The sequence below is a fragment of the Flavobacterium pisciphilum genome, assembly GCF_020905345.1.
Classification (GTDB): domain Bacteria; phylum Bacteroidota; class Bacteroidia; order Flavobacteriales; family Flavobacteriaceae; genus Flavobacterium; species Flavobacterium pisciphilum.
In genome coordinates this window covers 2,765,484-2,781,656 of sequence record NZ_JAJJMO010000001.1, presented here as the reverse complement: position 1 = coordinate 2,781,656, position 16,173 = coordinate 2,765,484, and the positions used below count along the sequence as shown (strand labels likewise).

Annotated in this window: 9 protein-coding genes; 4 read left to right on the top strand and 5 right to left on the bottom strand. The window is 34.0% G+C overall.

Annotation, left to right across the window (positions count from 1 at the left end; translation table 11 throughout):
* Window positions 1-43: 43 nt before the first annotated feature.
* Both LNQ49_RS11730 and LNQ49_RS11725 read right to left on the bottom strand, forming a co-directional pair.
* Window positions 44-1,252 carry a DUF418 domain-containing protein gene (locus tag LNQ49_RS11730; RefSeq protein WP_229989028.1) on the bottom strand — a complete coding sequence of 403 codons (1,209 nt, stop codon included), beginning with the start codon at window positions 1,250-1,252 and terminating at the stop codon, window positions 44-46.
* Between the two features lie 178 nt (window positions 1,253-1,430).
* Window positions 1,431-2,369 (bottom strand): L-threonine 3-dehydrogenase, encoded by a 939-nt coding sequence (locus tag LNQ49_RS11725; protein ID WP_229989027.1) that lies wholly within the window; start codon window positions 2,367-2,369, stop codon window positions 1,431-1,433.
* Between the two features lie 228 nt (window positions 2,370-2,597).
* On the opposite strand from LNQ49_RS11725, the gene LNQ49_RS11720 reads away from it, so the two are divergent.
* From LNQ49_RS11720 to LNQ49_RS11705, 4 genes are all read left to right on the top strand, one after another.
* Window positions 2,598-3,203 carry a hypothetical protein gene (locus LNQ49_RS11720; protein WP_229989026.1) on the top strand — a complete coding sequence of 202 codons (606 nt, stop codon included), beginning with the start codon at window positions 2,598-2,600 and terminating at the stop codon, window positions 3,201-3,203.
* Window positions 3,196-6,561, top strand: a complete 3,366-nt coding sequence (gene mfd, locus LNQ49_RS11715; protein ID WP_229989025.1) for a transcription-repair coupling factor — start codon at window positions 3,196-3,198, stop codon at window positions 6,559-6,561. Before LNQ49_RS11720 ends, mfd begins: the two co-directional genes overlap by 8 nt.
* A 293-nt stretch (window positions 6,562-6,854) precedes the next feature.
* On the top strand, window positions 6,855-8,039 hold the full coding sequence (locus LNQ49_RS11710; protein WP_229989024.1) for an ankyrin repeat domain-containing protein: 1,185 nt from the start codon (window positions 6,855-6,857) through the stop codon (window positions 8,037-8,039).
* Between the two features lie 35 nt (window positions 8,040-8,074).
* Complete coding sequence (locus tag LNQ49_RS11705) at window positions 8,075-9,421, top strand: ankyrin repeat domain-containing protein (protein WP_229989023.1); 1,347 nt, start codon at window positions 8,075-8,077, stop codon at window positions 9,419-9,421.
* Between the two features lie 147 nt (window positions 9,422-9,568).
* On the opposite strand, the gene LNQ49_RS11700 is transcribed toward LNQ49_RS11705, so the two are convergent.
* The 3 genes from LNQ49_RS11700 to LNQ49_RS11690 all read right to left on the bottom strand — a co-directional run bounded on the left by LNQ49_RS11700 (window position 9,569) and on the right by LNQ49_RS11690 (window position 16,139).
* Window positions 9,569-11,872 carry an aminotransferase class III-fold pyridoxal phosphate-dependent enzyme gene (locus LNQ49_RS11700; protein WP_229989021.1) on the bottom strand — a complete coding sequence of 768 codons (2,304 nt, stop codon included), beginning with the start codon at window positions 11,870-11,872 and terminating at the stop codon, window positions 9,569-9,571.
* Window positions 11,873-11,951: 79 nt separating this feature from the next.
* A complete protein-coding gene (locus tag LNQ49_RS11695; RefSeq protein ID WP_229989019.1) occupies window positions 11,952-14,087 on the bottom strand; it encodes a beta-galactosidase in 2,136 nt (711 codons plus the stop codon).
* Between the two features lie 45 nt (window positions 14,088-14,132).
* The gene (locus LNQ49_RS11690; protein ID WP_229989017.1) at window positions 14,133-16,139 is read right to left on the bottom strand and encodes an MGH1-like glycoside hydrolase domain-containing protein; all 2,007 of its coding nucleotides are present in this window, start codon (window positions 16,137-16,139) and stop codon (window positions 14,133-14,135) included.
* Window positions 16,140-16,173: the final 34 nt, after the last annotated feature.

Below are 16,173 nucleotides of genomic sequence, written 5' to 3'. Positions count from 1 at the left end.
AGGGCTTTTTTTTGTGTAATATATCTTGATTCTGACGAAATGATTATTCGGCTATTTTTGTGTTGATTTCGATGATAGGATTGTTTTGAGTTGGTTTTTTAAAAGGAAATAGTTGTCTGTAGCTTGTTACTCTCCAAAGCCATTCTACTGGTCCATAAGTGTATTTAGAAAGCCACCATTTACTAATGAACAATTGAACAATAAAAATAGAAACAGCTAGCGAGAAGTAAAACCAATATGGCATAGCGTCTGCAATTCCTAAACCAATTCCAGAAAAAATGAAAGCTCCTAATATATTTTGAGTGATGTAATTGGTCAATGTCATTTTGCCACCGGCGCTAAAATAGATAAAAATTGTTTTTAGTTTTCCGTTGATATACAGTTGGCAAATTCCAGTTGCGATAAAAATCATTGTGCTTAAAATAAGCCAAAAATAAGGATGGAAGAATTTAAGAAATTCAGCTTTATTTTCAATAGCAAAGTAAAAAATGATGCCTAGTAGAACGGCAATGAAGAAACTACATATAAGCACATATTTTAAAAGATTTTTCATTTCGTTTAAACGATTAAAAAAATCTATTTTCTGAAGCATAACCCCAAAAAGCATGCAAGCCAGCATTACAATATGTGATGTAATGGCGTAACCAGGAACAATAATTTGCTGGTAAAAAGAGGCCAATAGATTAAATCTAAAAAAGTCAAGCCAGTTACCAGAATGATATAATTTTAAATATTCAGGATTTGTGATAATTGACACTTTTTCTATATTAAGGCCTTTGATGTAAGACATTATAAAAGGAATAGCAAGAATAAGGATAGCAGAAATATAACCTAATGTTTTTGCTGAACACTTTGAGAACAATAATAATATAAGTCCTAAAAAAGCATAATCTTTTAATATGTCGCCAAACCAAAAAGACGAATTAATAAAAGCCAAGCCAAAAAGCAATAGCATTCGCCAACTAAAAAAAGCAACAGGGTTTTTACCTTTCGAGACAACATTATTAATTAAAATTGCAAAACCATAGCCAAATAAAATGGTTAACAAGGTCCAAGATTTTCCTGCTAAAAAATATTGATCAAAATTAGATAGTACCTCAGATAGAGTACTATTCTTGGTTTCGTTTGGTATTCCAATAAATTGATACCCGGAGTAATTGCCAATGGCAACACCAAAAATTGCCCATCCCCGAAGGATGTCTACAATTGCAGTTCTTTTGTTTTGCGCAAGAGGTTGGTAAGAATTTGTCATTTGATTAATGTTTTCGTTGTGATTTGATTGGTATTTTTAGATAAACTTTAAATTATTCTAACGCAATCAAAAGCAATAAAATTATATAATCATCGACTTAAGAGTGAAAATTTTTACAAAAAAAAAGCGTATTATTTCTTCAGAAATAATACGCTTTGAATTTATTGTGTATTCAGGGTTATCCTAAATGCTCTAGCATATCTTTTGTCATTGATTCAAGGTCAAAAGTATGTTTCCAATCCCAATCTTCTCTTGCCGAACTATCGTCAATACTTGCAGGCCAGCTATCAGCAATTTTCTGACGGAAGTCTGGATTGTAAGTGATTTCAAATTCAGGAATATGTTTTTTAATTTCGTTTGCAATTTCAGTTGGAGTAAAACTCATTGCTGCCAAGTTGTATGAAGAATGAATTTTGATCTTTTCAGCAGGAGCTTTCATGATATTTATAGTTGCTTCAATAGCATCATCCATATACATCATTGGCATTTTAGTTTCAGATGATAAGAAACATTCGTATTTTTTATCAGCAATAGCTTTATAGAAAATGTCAACAGCATAATCAGTTGTTCCACCACCTGGAGGAGTTGACCAGCTAATTAAACCAGGGTAGCGTACGCTACGAACATCAACACCATAAATATTATGATAGTATTCGCACCATCTTTCTCCAGCTTGTTTACTAATTCCGTAAACAGTTGAAGGTTCCATGATAGTGTATTGTGGAGTGTTTTCTTTTGGAGTTGTTGGTCCAAAAACAGCAATACTTGATGGCCAGAAAACTTTTTTTATTTTTTGTGCTTTAGCTAAGTTTAAAACGTGGAATAAAGAGTTCATGTTCAAATCCCAAGCAAATGCAGGGTTCTTTTCGGCAGTAGCAGATAATAATGCCGCCATTAAATAGATGTCGGTTATTTTATGAACTTCTACAAGGTGCTCAATTTGATTGAAATCTAACGCATTCACTACTTCAAAAGGACCAGAGTTAACAACGTCTGTGTTTAATTTACGAATGTCAGATGCTATTACATTTTCAGTTCCGTATAATTTACGTAGTTTCTGGGTAAGCTCCGTTCCAATTTGGCCGCAAGCACCAATGATTAATATTTTAGGATTCATGTTAAGTTTGTTTAGTCTAGCAAAGGTAACGATTTCGCAATTATATTTTAATTGGCTATTGATTATTTAAGAAGTTCTCAAAAACAGTGTTTGTTTCTTATGATAGTTCATTAATGTCTGTTTTAGTAAGTTGATTAAAAACAGAACAATAAATTCATAACTTCTTCTTAAAGGGGAATTCATAATTGTAAATTTACTTTGTAACTTTGTAGCCTAATGTTTGAACCGATGAAATATAGAATATCTCTTTTTCTCCTTTTTGTTTTTCTTTTAAATTCTTGTCAAAATCAAGATGAAAAGCGACTTGCCGAAAATAAAAAGGAAGCTAAAAAGAAAGAATTGATTTTTAATAATATTAATAAAGGCTGGGTTTTTTATGATACTCCAATCAATACCGTTTCTGAAGAAAGTATAAAGAGCTGGAACGAATGGCGCCAATTTCTTGAGGAGCTAAAAGGAAAACCTAAAAAAACAATCGGTGCTTTCCAGAAAAAATCAAGTGCTATTGCCCAAAAAGCGGTGGCATTAAATAATAATATTCCAGAGCAATTTAATCAGCCACAAATAAAAAGCAGAATTTCTATCTTGATTACTAAGATAAAAATGATGGATTTATATATTCATTTAGATAAAATTCCTGATGAAAAGGTTCTTTTATTGATTGGTGATATCAATAAGGAACTGGTTTCTCTAGAAAGACAAATGGATAAAATAGTTGAGAAGAATAAAATTCCATTGGAAGAAGGAGAATCAGAATTAATGAAAATGATAAAGGATACTGCAAGAGCAATTCCTAATACCCCTATAGACCCAAATATTCCAAGAGTTGAGTAAAAGTGCTTTATATACTACGTATGATAATTTGCCTAAAACACAGCAAATTGCTAATCAGTTATTAGAAAATAATGAAGTAAAACTGCATCTTAACGGTTTGTTAGGCTCGTCGGTTTCATTTGTAATTCGTTCTTTGTTTAAGAAATCGGAGTTGCCTTTTCTTATTATTTTGGATAATAAGGAAGAAGCAGCCTATTATTTGAATGATTTAGAACAAATGGTTGGTGAGCAAGATGTATTGTTTTATCCAGGATCATACCGTAGGCCATATCAGATTGAAGAAACAGATAATGCAAATGTTTTGCTTCGTGCGGAAGTATTAAACCGAATTAATTCACGAAAAAAACCTGCTATAATTGTTTCTTATCCCGAAGCATTATTTGAAAAAGTAGTTACTAGAAAAGAATTAGATAAAAACACTTTGAAAGTGGCTGTGGGCGATAAAATCTCAATTGATTTTATCAATGAAGTTTTGTTTGAATACGAATTCAAAAGAGTTGATTTTATCACAGAACCAGGAGAGTTTTCTGTTCGTGGTGGAATCGTCGATGTCTTTTCTTTTTCGAATGATAACCCGTATCGAATTGAGTTTTTCGGAAATGAAGTTGACAGTATTCGAAGTTTTGATGTTGGAACACAATTATCTGTTGAGACACATAAAAAAATCACGATAATCCCAAATGTCGAGAATAAAATTTTTCAGGAAAATAGAGAGAGCTTTCTAGATTATATTTCTGAAAAAACAGTACTTTTTATCCAGAATACTGATGGTTTTTTAAGTCAGTTGGATAAGCAATTTGCTAGAGCAGAAGAAGCGTATGAGAAATTATCAAAAGATATAAAACATGCTACGCCAGATCAGTTGTTCTTAAATCAGAGCTCATTTATAAAAAAGGCATTGGATTTTTCGATTGTTGAATTAGCCAGTAAGCCAATTTTTAAAACAATAAAACAATACGATTTCCATATTCAGCCACAACCATCATTCAATAAACAGTTTGATTTATTGCTGAATAATCTAAGTGATAATCATTTTAATGGATATAAGAATTACTTGTTTTGTTCAAATGATGCGCAGGCAAAACGATTTCATGATATTTTTGAAACATTAGACGAAGCCAATTCTGAGAATATTCGTAAGCAATACCATACCGTAGTTTTACCATTATATCAAGGTTTTATCGATGATGAGAATCAGATTACGTGTTATACGGATCACCAGATTTTTGAGCGTTATCATAAATTTAATATTAAAAACGGTTATTCTAAAAAGCAGAATATCACGCTTAAGGAACTTACCACTTTATCGGTTGGGGATTATGTAACGCATATTGATCACGGAATTGGAAGGTTTGGTGGTTTACAAAAAATTCAGGTAGAAGGGAAAACGCAAGAAGCCATCAAATTGGTTTATGCTGATAATGATATAGTGTATGTGAGTATTCACTCGCTTCACAAGATTTCAAAATACAACGGTAAAGACGGAACACCTCCTAAGATTTATAAGTTAGGCTCTAATGCTTGGAAGATTTTAAAACAAAAAACCAAAGCACGTGTCAAACATATTGCATTCAATCTTATTCAGTTGTATGCAAAAAGAAGATTGGAAAAAGGATTTCAGTTTGCTCCAGACAGTTATTTACAAAACGAATTAGAAAGTTCGTTTATATACGAAGACACACCAGATCAGACTAAGTCTACACAGGAAGTAAAAGCCGATATGGAAAGCGACCGACCAATGGATCGTTTGGTTTGTGGTGATGTTGGATTTGGGAAAACAGAGGTTGCAATTCGTGCTGCTTTTAAAGCAGTAGATAATAGCAAGCAAGTCGCTGTTTTGGTACCAACAACAATTCTTGCCTACCAACATTATCGTACTTTTTCGGAACGGTTAAAAGAAATGCCTGTTTCTGTTGGGTATTTAAACCGTTTTAGAACGGCAAAACAAAAGGCACAAACGCTAAAAGATTTAGCAGAAGGTAAACTTGATATTGTAATTGGGACACACCAATTGGTAAATAAAAATGTAGTTTTTAAAGATTTAGGATTGCTAATTGTTGATGAGGAGCAAAAGTTTGGGGTTAACGTAAAAGATAAACTTAAAACTATTGCTGCCAATGTTGATACGTTGACATTGACTGCAACACCAATTCCTAGAACCTTACAGTTCTCTTTAATGGCTGCACGAGATTTATCTGTAATTACAACACCTCCACCTAATCGTTATCCTATAGAAACTAATGTAGTTGGATTTAGTGAAGAATTGATTCGTGATGCGATTTCGTATGAGATTCAGCGTAACGGACAGGTTTTCTTTATTAACAACCGAATTGAAAATATAAAAGAAGTTGCTGGAATGATTCAGCGTTTGGTTCCAAATGCTAGAGTAGGAATTGGACATGGACAAATGGAAGGGGCTAAACTTGAAGAATTGATGCTGGCGTTTATGAACGGTGATTTCGATGTTTTGGTTGCTACAACAATTATCGAAAGTGGTTTGGATGTACCAAATGCCAATACTATCTTTATCAATAACGCTAACAATTTTGGATTGTCCGATTTGCATCAAATGCGTGGACGAGTAGGACGAAGCAATAAGAAAGCATTCTGTTATTTTATTTGTCCGCCCTATTCATCAATGACAGAGGATGCTCGTAAACGAATTCAGGCTTTGGAACAATTTAGCGAGTTAGGAAGTGGTTTCAATATCGCTATGAAAGATCTCGAAATTCGTGGAGCTGGAGATTTATTAGGAGGAGAGCAAAGTGGTTTTATCAATGAGATTGGTTTTGATACCTATCAAAAAATCATGAATGAAGCTATTGAAGAATTAAAAGAAAATGAATTCAAGGATTTATATCCTGAAGAAAATAATATCGATACTAAGGAATATGTAAAAGATCTGCAAATTGATACCGATTTTGAATTGTTATTTCCAGACGAGTACATCAACAACGTTTCAGAACGATTGGTTTTGTATAATGAACTTGGTGCTATAAAAGACGAAGCTGGATTAAAAGAATTCGAAAGAAAATTAATCGACCGTTTCGGGCCATTGCCTAGACAAGCCGTTTCGTTACTCAATAGTATCCGTATAAAATGGATTGCTACTAATGTTGGAATCGAAAGGCTGATAATGAAGCAAGGTAAAATGATAGGGTATTTTGTATCCGATCAACAATCGGATTATTACCAATCTTCTAAATTTAGAAAGGTTTTACTGTTTATACAAAAACACAGTACACTTTGTAAAATGAAAGAAAAACAAACCGTTAATGGTTTGCGTCTGTTGTTGACTTTTGACAACGTAAAATCAATTAAAAAGGCATTAGAGCTGATGGAGTTGTTTGAGGAGTAAAATTGTTTTTAAATAGAATAAAAACCCATTTGTCTTTAGAGATAAATGGGTTTTCTGTTTTTATTGATTTAAATGCAAATCCTAAAACAGTATTGATTTCTAATTATTTTTAGCTTCAAATACTTGTTGGTATCTATAGCGGTGTCTATAATGATGTTTTTGGAGAGTTTTATAAGAATTTTAACAACAAATAGAGTCACGTAAATCAAATCAATCTCTATTTTTACGTAAGAATTTTTTTTATTTTTTAATTTGGGATTTAAAACTTTATTATAGAACAAAACATTTAAATTATGTCAGAACAAAACAAATTAGCTGAAGCAATCCTTTATGGGAAAATCGATGAAGCAAGATTATTATTAAATGAGGGAGAGAAACTTTCGGGGCACTATTTTGAAAATAATAAAGGGCAAATATTCAGTAGTATTCTACGATCAAAGGCATTTGATTTAGTTGATTCTTTAGTTAAAAACGGCATAATAGAAACTGATGTTTATGAATATGACAGCTTTGATAAATCATTCTTTAAAACTATTGCTACAGAATTGAAAGGGGATGATGAATCAATTTCTTTCCTGAAAGAGTTCATGCAGAAAATTGATAATAAAAACGATGAGGTAAAAGATCAAACCCTGCTAGGATATTGTTTAGAGCAAGGTGCAGACCCTGCCATTATTAAATGTTTGATTGAAGAAGGTTGTGATGTTCGCTACAAAAATAATGCAGAGCGGAACTTTATTTATGAAGTGGTGAATAAAAGAATGCAGAACACTCAACAGGCATTGGCTTATTTAGAATTGTTGATTGCAGAAGGTTTAGATGTAAATGAAAAAGACATCGTTGGCGAAACGCCATTGATGGCGGCAGTAAAAGATAGAAAAAAAGAATGCTTGGAATTTCTATTACAAAACGGAGCTGATGCTAATGAACAGGATAATAAAGGGAATACAGCATTTTATTTAGCGGTTAATTGGCAGCAGGATTTTGAATTATACAAAATATTAAAACAATATGCTTCTCCAGATTTTGATTTAGAAAATAATGATGGTGAACGTATTCTTCCAGCTTTTATAAAAGGGGTTGGAGCATCAGAAAATCAAATTGCATTTTTATTAGAAATGCTAAATGATGGTGCCGATATTTATCAAACAGGTCTTTATTATAGCGCTCCAAAATCTGGTGTAGATTGGCTTGCAGAAAAACCTGCAGCAGTACTGAAAGCTGTATTAGAAAATGGGAATATAGATATTGACAGAAAAGACGATACAGGTAACACAGTATTGCATAAAGTATGCGCATTTAATGTAAATTATGATGCAGAAGCGGCGAAGGGTATCTACCAGAAAGTGAAATTATTATTGGGTGCAGGTGCTGATGCAAGTGTTGTAAATGATAAAGATGAAACTCCTTCAGCGCTAGCACAAACAGACAACCTTAAAATAAAAACGGTTGAACTATTGATGCAGCAAAAAGTATAAAAATCAAAAAAACTATAATTTAAAAAACTATAAAAATGTCAATGTCATTTATAATTGCCTGTGAAAATGGTAATAGGAAAATTGCAGAGTTATTGCTAGCCAATAAAGAAGTAGATGTAAAATATACTGATGAAAGAGGACGAACAGCATTACATTATGCTGCACATCGCGGTTATCTTGATATAGTAAAAATCCTTATTGATGAAGGTGCAGCTATTAATTACGAAGATCATAATGGCGAAACATCCTTGTTTTTTGCCTGTCTTCAGAAACAAAAGCAAACAGCAACTTATCTTCTTGATAAAGGGGCTGATGTAACTATCAAAGATAAACAAGGCAAAAGTTTATTGCACCTTGCTGCGCAAACCGGACAAACTGAAATTGTTAAACAATTACTTGAACAAGGTTTTGATGTTGATATGCCTGATAATAATGCTGAAACAGCACTATTAATCGCAGCTAGTTTGAGAAACAAAGAAATTGTTGAATTGTTATTGAACAATGGTGCAGAAATTAATACGACCAATAAAATAGGTGATAACACACTTATCCTTGCTGTTCGTTCTAAAGCCTTGCCTATAGTGACTTTGCTTTTAGATAATAGTGTTGATATCAACCATGCTAATCATGCTGGAGAAAGTGCTTTACTAATTGCTTGTTATGAAGCAAACAGGGCAATTGTGAAACTGCTGATTGATAAAGGTGCTGATGTATTAACAACTTCAAATAATGGACTTCTGCCTGTTTGGTATGTTTGTGCTAAGAATCAGAAAGAAATGGTTGAACTATTCTTAGATAATGGAGTAGATGTCAATTTTAGTAAGCCACTTAGCGAAGATACTACTTCTATGAACAGTTATTTAGATTGGATAGAAGCCGCTAACAACATTTCAATTGAAGCAACATTTACACTTAATGCTTCTTATAGTTATGGTGGTGAAAGTTTGTTGCATGTAGCTGCTAAAAAAGGTAATTTAAGTATGGTGAAATTGCTGATCGAAAGAGATGCAAACATTAATATTCAAGATGAAAGTGGTAATACACCTATGCATTATGCTGCGGCAAGTGGAAAGAAAGATGTTGTAAAATATCTTTTAGACCAAAATGCAGATTTAAGCATTGTGAATGTAAAAGAACAAAAAGCTATTGATTACAGTAATATTAAAGGCTTTAATGAAATAACGGAATTCATTTTAAAGGCAAGTCCCGCAGGAACAACTGTTGCACCTCAGCAGCAACAAAGTCAACCAACAAATGGTACAGAACAAGATCCGATGGCTGCTAAAAAGAAAGCGTTATTGGATTTAAAAGAACTGCTTGATGCAGGAATTCTTTCGCAAGAAGAATTTGATGAAGAGAAAAGTAAGGTGCTTAAAGGATAATTTTAAGGTGAAATGGATATCGAATCTTGATAATAGTTATATCAGAGAGAATAAAAAAAAGGCGTATGAAAATTTCATACGCCTTTTTAATTTATTGAGATAAAAAATTCCCAGTGGAGTAATTAACTAATTGACAATTAATTTATTCTAAAGACCAATCTCATTTAAAATTTCTTCAAGGTATCGAGCCATTTCATCCGCATTTTGCTTATTGAATGGCATTGGTGGTTTTATCTTTAAAACATTGTGTAAAGGCCCATCTGTGCTTAGTAAATACCCTTTCTCTTTCATCTTTTCGACTACAATATCAATTTCTGGAATTGCTGGTTCCATAGTGGTCCTGTCTTTTACCATTTCGGCACCAATAAATAATCCATGACCACGAACATCGCTGATAATTGGAAACTTATTCATTAATCCTTTTAGTAAATCCATTAGGTGATTGCCTACTTCCAAAGCGTGCTGTTGCATTTCTTCATCTTGAATTACTTCTAGAACGGCTAATCCAGCTGACATAGATACCGGATTCCCTCCAAAAGTATTGAAGTATTCCATGCCGTTATTAAAAGCATCGGCTATTTCATTTGTTACAATTACTGCTGCAAGCGGGTGTCCGTTACCAATAGGTTTTCCGAGTACAACAATATCTGGAACCACATCTTGCAGTTCGAATCCCCAGAACTTATCCCCAACTCTTCCAAAACCTACTTGTACCTCATCGGCAATGCATACACCTCCTGAGGCTCTTACGTAATCATAAACAGTTTTTAAATAATTATCAGGTAGCGGAATTTGACCTCCAACACCCAATAGGGTTTCACAGATAAATACTGCTGGCGATTTGTTTTCTTTTTTTAAATCTTCAATAATTCGTTGTACATCAGCGGCATATTTTTCGCCTGCATTAGCATCACCATATTTATATGGGCCACGATATAAGTCGGGGTTAATTGCTTTATGAATCCAAGGCATTTTACCAAAACCTCCTTTACTATCAAATTTATAAGGACTCATTTCCATTGCTACGGTTGAGGTTCCGTGATACGCATGGTCTAGTACTACAATATCTTTTTGTTTGGTGTAATGGCGACTCATTCGGATGGCTAAATCGTTGGCCTCACTACCTGAGTTTACAAAATAGCACACGCTTAATGAGGGAGGTAATGTAGCAGTAAGTTTTTCGGCGTATTCTAATATTGTATTGTTAAGGTACCTTGTATTGGTGTTTAAAGTCGCAATTTGTTTTTGCATTTTCTTTACCACTACAGGATGGCAATGCCCAACATGAGAGGGATTGTTTACACAATCGACAAAAGTTCTTCCTTTGTCGTCATATAAATATTGTAATGCTCCTTTTACAATTTTTAATTTGTCGTTGTAGCCAATACTTAGATTTCGACCTACGTTTTTTTGACGAAGTTCTAATAAATCCGAATAATCCGAATCGTTTATTACACCATCAAATCCGCATACTTTTCTAAAAGTATCTTGTGCTTTTATGGGATTAATCTTGATGAGTTTGTATAATAACTCCCAAGCCGGTTTTTCGGTAATAAAATGATGTATGTTATCGCTGTTTAAAGATGCATTGTATGCTGATTGTGTTACGCTTATGCAAAGTCTTCCTGCAATTAAGTAATATAACAAATCAAGTTCCTCTGTTTTAAGAGGATAGGCTTCGTGATATCCTTTTACAATAAATGATGCAGCTGTTAATGGATCATCATATTCTAGGATTGCATACGTACAAGCTATCGCAAGGTTATTGATTAAGGCAGAATAAACCATATCGCCAAAATCAATTAATCCAGTTGTTTTTTCTTCTCGTGCCATTACATTACAGTCGTTGGCATCATTATGAATGTATGCGTGTCGAAGCTGGTGTATTTGCGGAAGCACTTCGGTATCAAACTGCAAAAGAAAATAACCTGCAATTCGTCTGCGTTCGTGATTTGTAATATACTTCAGTTTCTCATTGGCGTCACTAGCTCTGCTAATGTCCCAAGTATAATGGCGATGCATTGCTGGATGTGAAAAATCCTGTAATGCTTTGTCCATATTCCCCATAAATGCTCCTAAATTGTAAAGAGCAGTATTTGATTTTTTTGGTTGTTCATACCAGAAAGAACCTTCGAGAAAACTTAGAATCCGTATATAATATGTTTTATTGTCTTTAGCAATTTGAGTTAATGCTTCCCCTTTTTTATTTATAGAAAATTGCTGAAAATTATCGGCTAATGGACTTTTTCTTAAGTGCTGAATGATTTTTACCTGTGCTTCCAAGAAGGGATGGGGCTGATTTTCATCAGAAAGCTTTAAGATATACTTCTGATTTTTTTCATCGGTTAGTATGAAATTCAATTCATCATAGCCGTCTAGTGCTTTTACGGTAGCGGATAACCCATAATGTTCTATCGCTAATTGCTGAATGTCTGCTTCTGAAAAAATCATTGGTATTTGGTATTAAATTATTTTTATCGGTTAAGATTTTTGGAGCTAAATGAGGTTATAAATTAAAAGCATATTTCTTCTATTTCCAAATAATAGCTTGGGCTGGTTGCAAAGGATTTTGTCCAACAAGGATTTTACTTCCTTGTGGTATTGGTAAGTTTATAGGTTCGTTTGTATAGTTTACACCTACATAAAAACCATCTCTCCATTCTACAAATACACCCTTTGGTAAATCTTCGATAGCAACTTTTGCACGTTCGTAAATAGTTCGTACAACTTGTCTTTCCAGATTTCCATCTTTGCTTTCTGCTCCAATATAAGTAACGGTTCCTTTGCCTAGTTTTCTTGTAATGGCTGCCGCTTTACCTTTGTAAAACTGGTCTGTATATGTTGCTAGAACTTCAGTTCCTTGTTTTGGGTTCAGTACATCTGCCCATGTGTTCCATTTATAAGTAGTGTTACCAGAACTTATTGTTCCGTTGACATCGGCAACAAGCATGTCAAAAAACTCAACATCGGCTCCAATTAGCGGTACAATTGGTGCGCTCCAATTGGCTTCGAAAAAATGCCCGTTTCTATCCTTTTGACCGGTACGGCAAGAAAGAATTAAGTTTCCTCCGTTTTCTACATATTTAGTCCATTTGTCAACTAATTTTTGATCTATAAGTTGGTAAGCGGGTGCAACAATAAACGGATAAGCAGAGAAATCATCTTCTTCGGTAATAAAATCCATTGGTGCTCCAGTTGATTTTATAGCAGTTGTATAGATAGATCTGTGTTTCCATGTACTCCAGAATTCAGTTTGTTTTTGGTTTTCTAAATCCCAAAGATTTTCGTGACTCCATAAAAAGCCTGTTTTTCTTTTGGCAATGTCCTGTGGGATTACTGCTTTTGGATTGTATGCTGCACGAAGTAATTTCATATCTTGGATAGATTGTACAAATTCTTTTCCGCCAGTAGTAAGAGTTACGCCATCAGTTCCTACGATTCCATCGTGGTACATTTCGCTACTTCCTAGTGGGTGTCTGTATCTATAGGTGCAAGTAAATGAGCAACCGCCACCAAAAGCTTGTGATATCCACATATGAACTGTTCCGGGAAGTAATTGTGGATTTATGCTAGCCCAATTTACTTGTCCTGGTTGTAATTCCATAACACCAGTAACACCGCTTATAGATCTGTAATAATCGTTGGCTTCCGAAATTTTGTTTGGATGTCCTATTCTAAAACTATCTCCTCCTAATGGATTTCTTCCACTCACAGGATACATCGTGTAGGTAATAAAATCCATTTTGTTAGCACTTCTTGGATCGGCATCGTAAATTACATTAGTAAAGTTGGTTGTTATCCATTGTTTTGAATCAACGTATTTTCGAAGTATTTTGGCTTGTCTGTTTAAATATTCACCTTGTGCATCTGAGGTAAATCTTTTAAAATCTAAGATCGCGTGTGGGCTTAATTTATCCTCAAAATAAATTTCTGCATTAGGGATAACTATTTGTTCGAAGTTGTTATAACGAGTACTCCAAAAGTTTCCTACCCATTCTGTATTTAGTTTTTCGATTGTTCCGTATTTGGCTTTAAGCCAAATTTGAAATGCTTTACGAGCAGAAGGACTAAAATCGGCACTACCCAAAGGTTCGTTATCGATTTGCCAACCCATAATGTTTTTATTCTTACCGTATCTTTTTCCTAATTCGGCTATTATCTGATCTGTAAATTCGCGGTATTTTTCATTTGTTATAGACACATTTGCTCTATTACCATGCTCTCTGCGGCGTCCGTTTGCATCTACTAAATAAATTTCAGGATATTTATCTCCCATCCATGCTGGGGGAGTTGGAGTTGGAGTACAAAGAATTACTTTTAAACCTTCTTTTTCCGCGATAGCTAGAGCATCATCTAGCCATTTAAAATCATATTTTCCTTCTTCAGGTTCCATATAAGTCCAAGCAAATTCAGCAAAATGAGTAAACTCAAACCCTAGTTTTTTTATGTTTTTTAAATCACGTTCCCATTGTTCTCTCGGCCATTGTTCAGGATAGTAATAAACACCAATTTGCATTAAATCGGGTTTTGAAAAGAAACGTTGTGGGTCTTTTTTCTCTGAAGGAGTAGTCTTTTTACTTTGAGAGAAAACAGGATTTGAATTACAATTTGCAATAAATAATAGGGTAAATAAAATTTTAACTAAAGATATATTTTGCTTGAACATACTTGGTTTTATTGATGGTTAATCGAATTTAGGTAATTAGTTTAACTATTTGTCTTCTAAAAGAAGCATTAAATAATGTGAGGCTGACCAACTAAAATTAAAAGCTTCTAGCCCTTTTCCTGTAAGTGGTTGGTAATTTTCTCGAATAGATGTGCCTTTATCTATAACTCCTTCGGCATTATGAATTAGTTTGTGAGCCAATTGATTTGCTTCGTTTGTATAGCCATATTTCTCCAATCCATTTATACCAAAATAACTTTGATCAAGCCAGATTGGCCCTCTCCAATAACCGTTATTTGGTTTGAATTTTGGGTGATTTGCTGCTAATGTTGGTAAAGGAACAAAAGTGTTAAGTGTAGCTGGGTTAAGCATGTTTTCTTTTATTAATTTGGTTTGCTCGGTAGTAGCCACCTCTGCCCAAATCGGTAAATAGCCTTCGCATCCCATTGCTTTTATTAACGTTTTTCCATCGATTGATGTATCGTAATACCAACCTGTGGTTGCATCCCAGAATTGGGTTTGAATTTTAGCTTTTAGTGTTACACTTTCTTCTTGCCATTTTTTAGCTTCTTCAGTTAGTTTCAATACCTCTGCCATCTTATTTAAAAAGTTCTTTTCGGCATATAAAAACGAATTTAAATCAACGCTTTCTTGGTCTAATGAATAGGCTTTATCTCCATTTTTCAGAATTTTGCTATCGTCAAAACGCACTGCATTGTCCATTCCGCTTTCCCATTTGGCAGCGACTAAGGTACCATCTGTTGATCCAAATTCGCATAAACCATCTTGATCATGGTCACGCTCTTTGTACCACCAGTTGTGGTATAGCTTTAGTTTAGGATAAAATTCCTTTATGAAGTTGGCATCTTTTGTCTTTTCATAAATTTTCCAGATTGCCCATGCAGCAAGTGGAGATTTGGTATTTCGGTAATTGTTTTCTTCGATTAGGTTGTTTCTGTATATACAATCTGGAATAAATCCGTTTGGTTCTTGATAATCAAATAGGGCGCGCATTTGGTTTTTGGCCAATTCTGAATCATAATTTGCAACCGCAACTGCATGTTTCCAGCTGTCCCATGCCCAAAATCCGTGAAACCATTTGTAGTTGTAACTCGGAAAAAGCCCTCCGTGTTTTAATCCTTCAGCTGCAATTCGGGTATTGTTTTGCAGTGTAAGCACTAGTTTAGCGACCAAATCAGAGTAGATGGCGTCTTTGTAAACTGTTTTCTTTTTGGCAATTAATTGTGCCAATTGGTTTTCTTTTTCTTTTTGGGTGTTTTTAAGAAGTGTATTGAATGTTGTTTTTGCTATGGTTTCATTTTCGTTTTTCCATGAATATTGAGGGAAAATAAAGGTTTGAGAAACAACAAGCTCTTTGGTTTCGTTTGGCTTTAATACTAATTTGTCTGTTTGAGCTTTATATCCTTGTTTGGTAATTTCGATTTCGGGTGTTGCGTTAAGGAATTGAATGTATCCAATGGCAGTACTTTTTCTAGAAGCAATTTTTAATATTTTGTTTTCTTTAGATAACTGTATGTTATCTATAAAAAGATTGGAATCATAAGAGGGGTAAAGTGTTATGGTCTTTCCAGTTTTATTGGTAATACTTGTTTTTTGCAATGCCGAATGACCTGATAAAAAAACAAGTTGCTGCTTTATGTCTAATTTTTCGTTTTGAAATTGTTGTTCTAAATGGCTATTGTAGCTGTTTTGGCTCACTAAGGCATTTTTCCAGTTGATGGCTTCGTGTTTGTTTTCGTCATTAAGTTGCAATGAAACTAATGAAGGACTTAGCCAAACTCCGTTTTCTTCAGTCATTAAAAAAGGACCAGAAAAGCCTGCTTTAACTTGAGTTGGTTCTAGAAATCCGAATGCGAACCATGCTCCTTTATCGGAGAAAGCCAATGAGTTTCTATCTGTAGCCTCTGTTGGATTTCCTTTATAATTTAAACTGTTTTTAGAAGATTCTAAAATCGGAAAAGTTTTTTGAGCCCAATTGGATTGTGATATAAAAAAGAATGTAAGAATAAAAAGTGTTTGCCTTTTGCCCATGTTGTTTCGTCTTTATTGAATGTTTTTATTTTGA

What these genes read in the sequence shown, in the direction of transcription:
- LNQ49_RS11730 (WP_229989028.1), bottom strand. Translation starts at nt 1,252, where the DNA reads ATGACAAATTCTTACCAACCTCTTGCGCAAAACAAAAGAACTGCAATT.
- LNQ49_RS11725 (WP_229989027.1), bottom strand. Translation starts at nt 2,369, where the DNA reads ATGAATCCTAAAATATTAATCATTGGTGCTTGCGGCCAAATTGGAACG.
- LNQ49_RS11705 (WP_229989023.1), top strand. Translation starts at nt 8,075, where the DNA reads ATGTCAATGTCATTTATAATTGCCTGTGAAAATGGTAATAGGAAAATT.
- LNQ49_RS11700 (WP_229989021.1), bottom strand. Translation starts at nt 11,872, where the DNA reads ATGATTTTTTCAGAAGCAGACATTCAGCAATTAGCGATAGAACATTAT.
- LNQ49_RS11710 (WP_229989024.1), top strand. Translation starts at nt 6,855, where the DNA reads ATGTCAGAACAAAACAAATTAGCTGAAGCAATCCTTTATGGGAAAATC.
- LNQ49_RS11695 (WP_229989019.1), bottom strand. Translation starts at nt 14,087, where the DNA reads ATGTTCAAGCAAAATATATCTTTAGTTAAAATTTTATTTACCCTATTA.
- LNQ49_RS11720 (WP_229989026.1), top strand. Translation starts at nt 2,598, where the DNA reads ATGAAATATAGAATATCTCTTTTTCTCCTTTTTGTTTTTCTTTTAAAT.
- LNQ49_RS11690 (WP_229989017.1), bottom strand. Translation starts at nt 16,139, where the DNA reads ATGGGCAAAAGGCAAACACTTTTTATTCTTACATTCTTTTTTATATCA.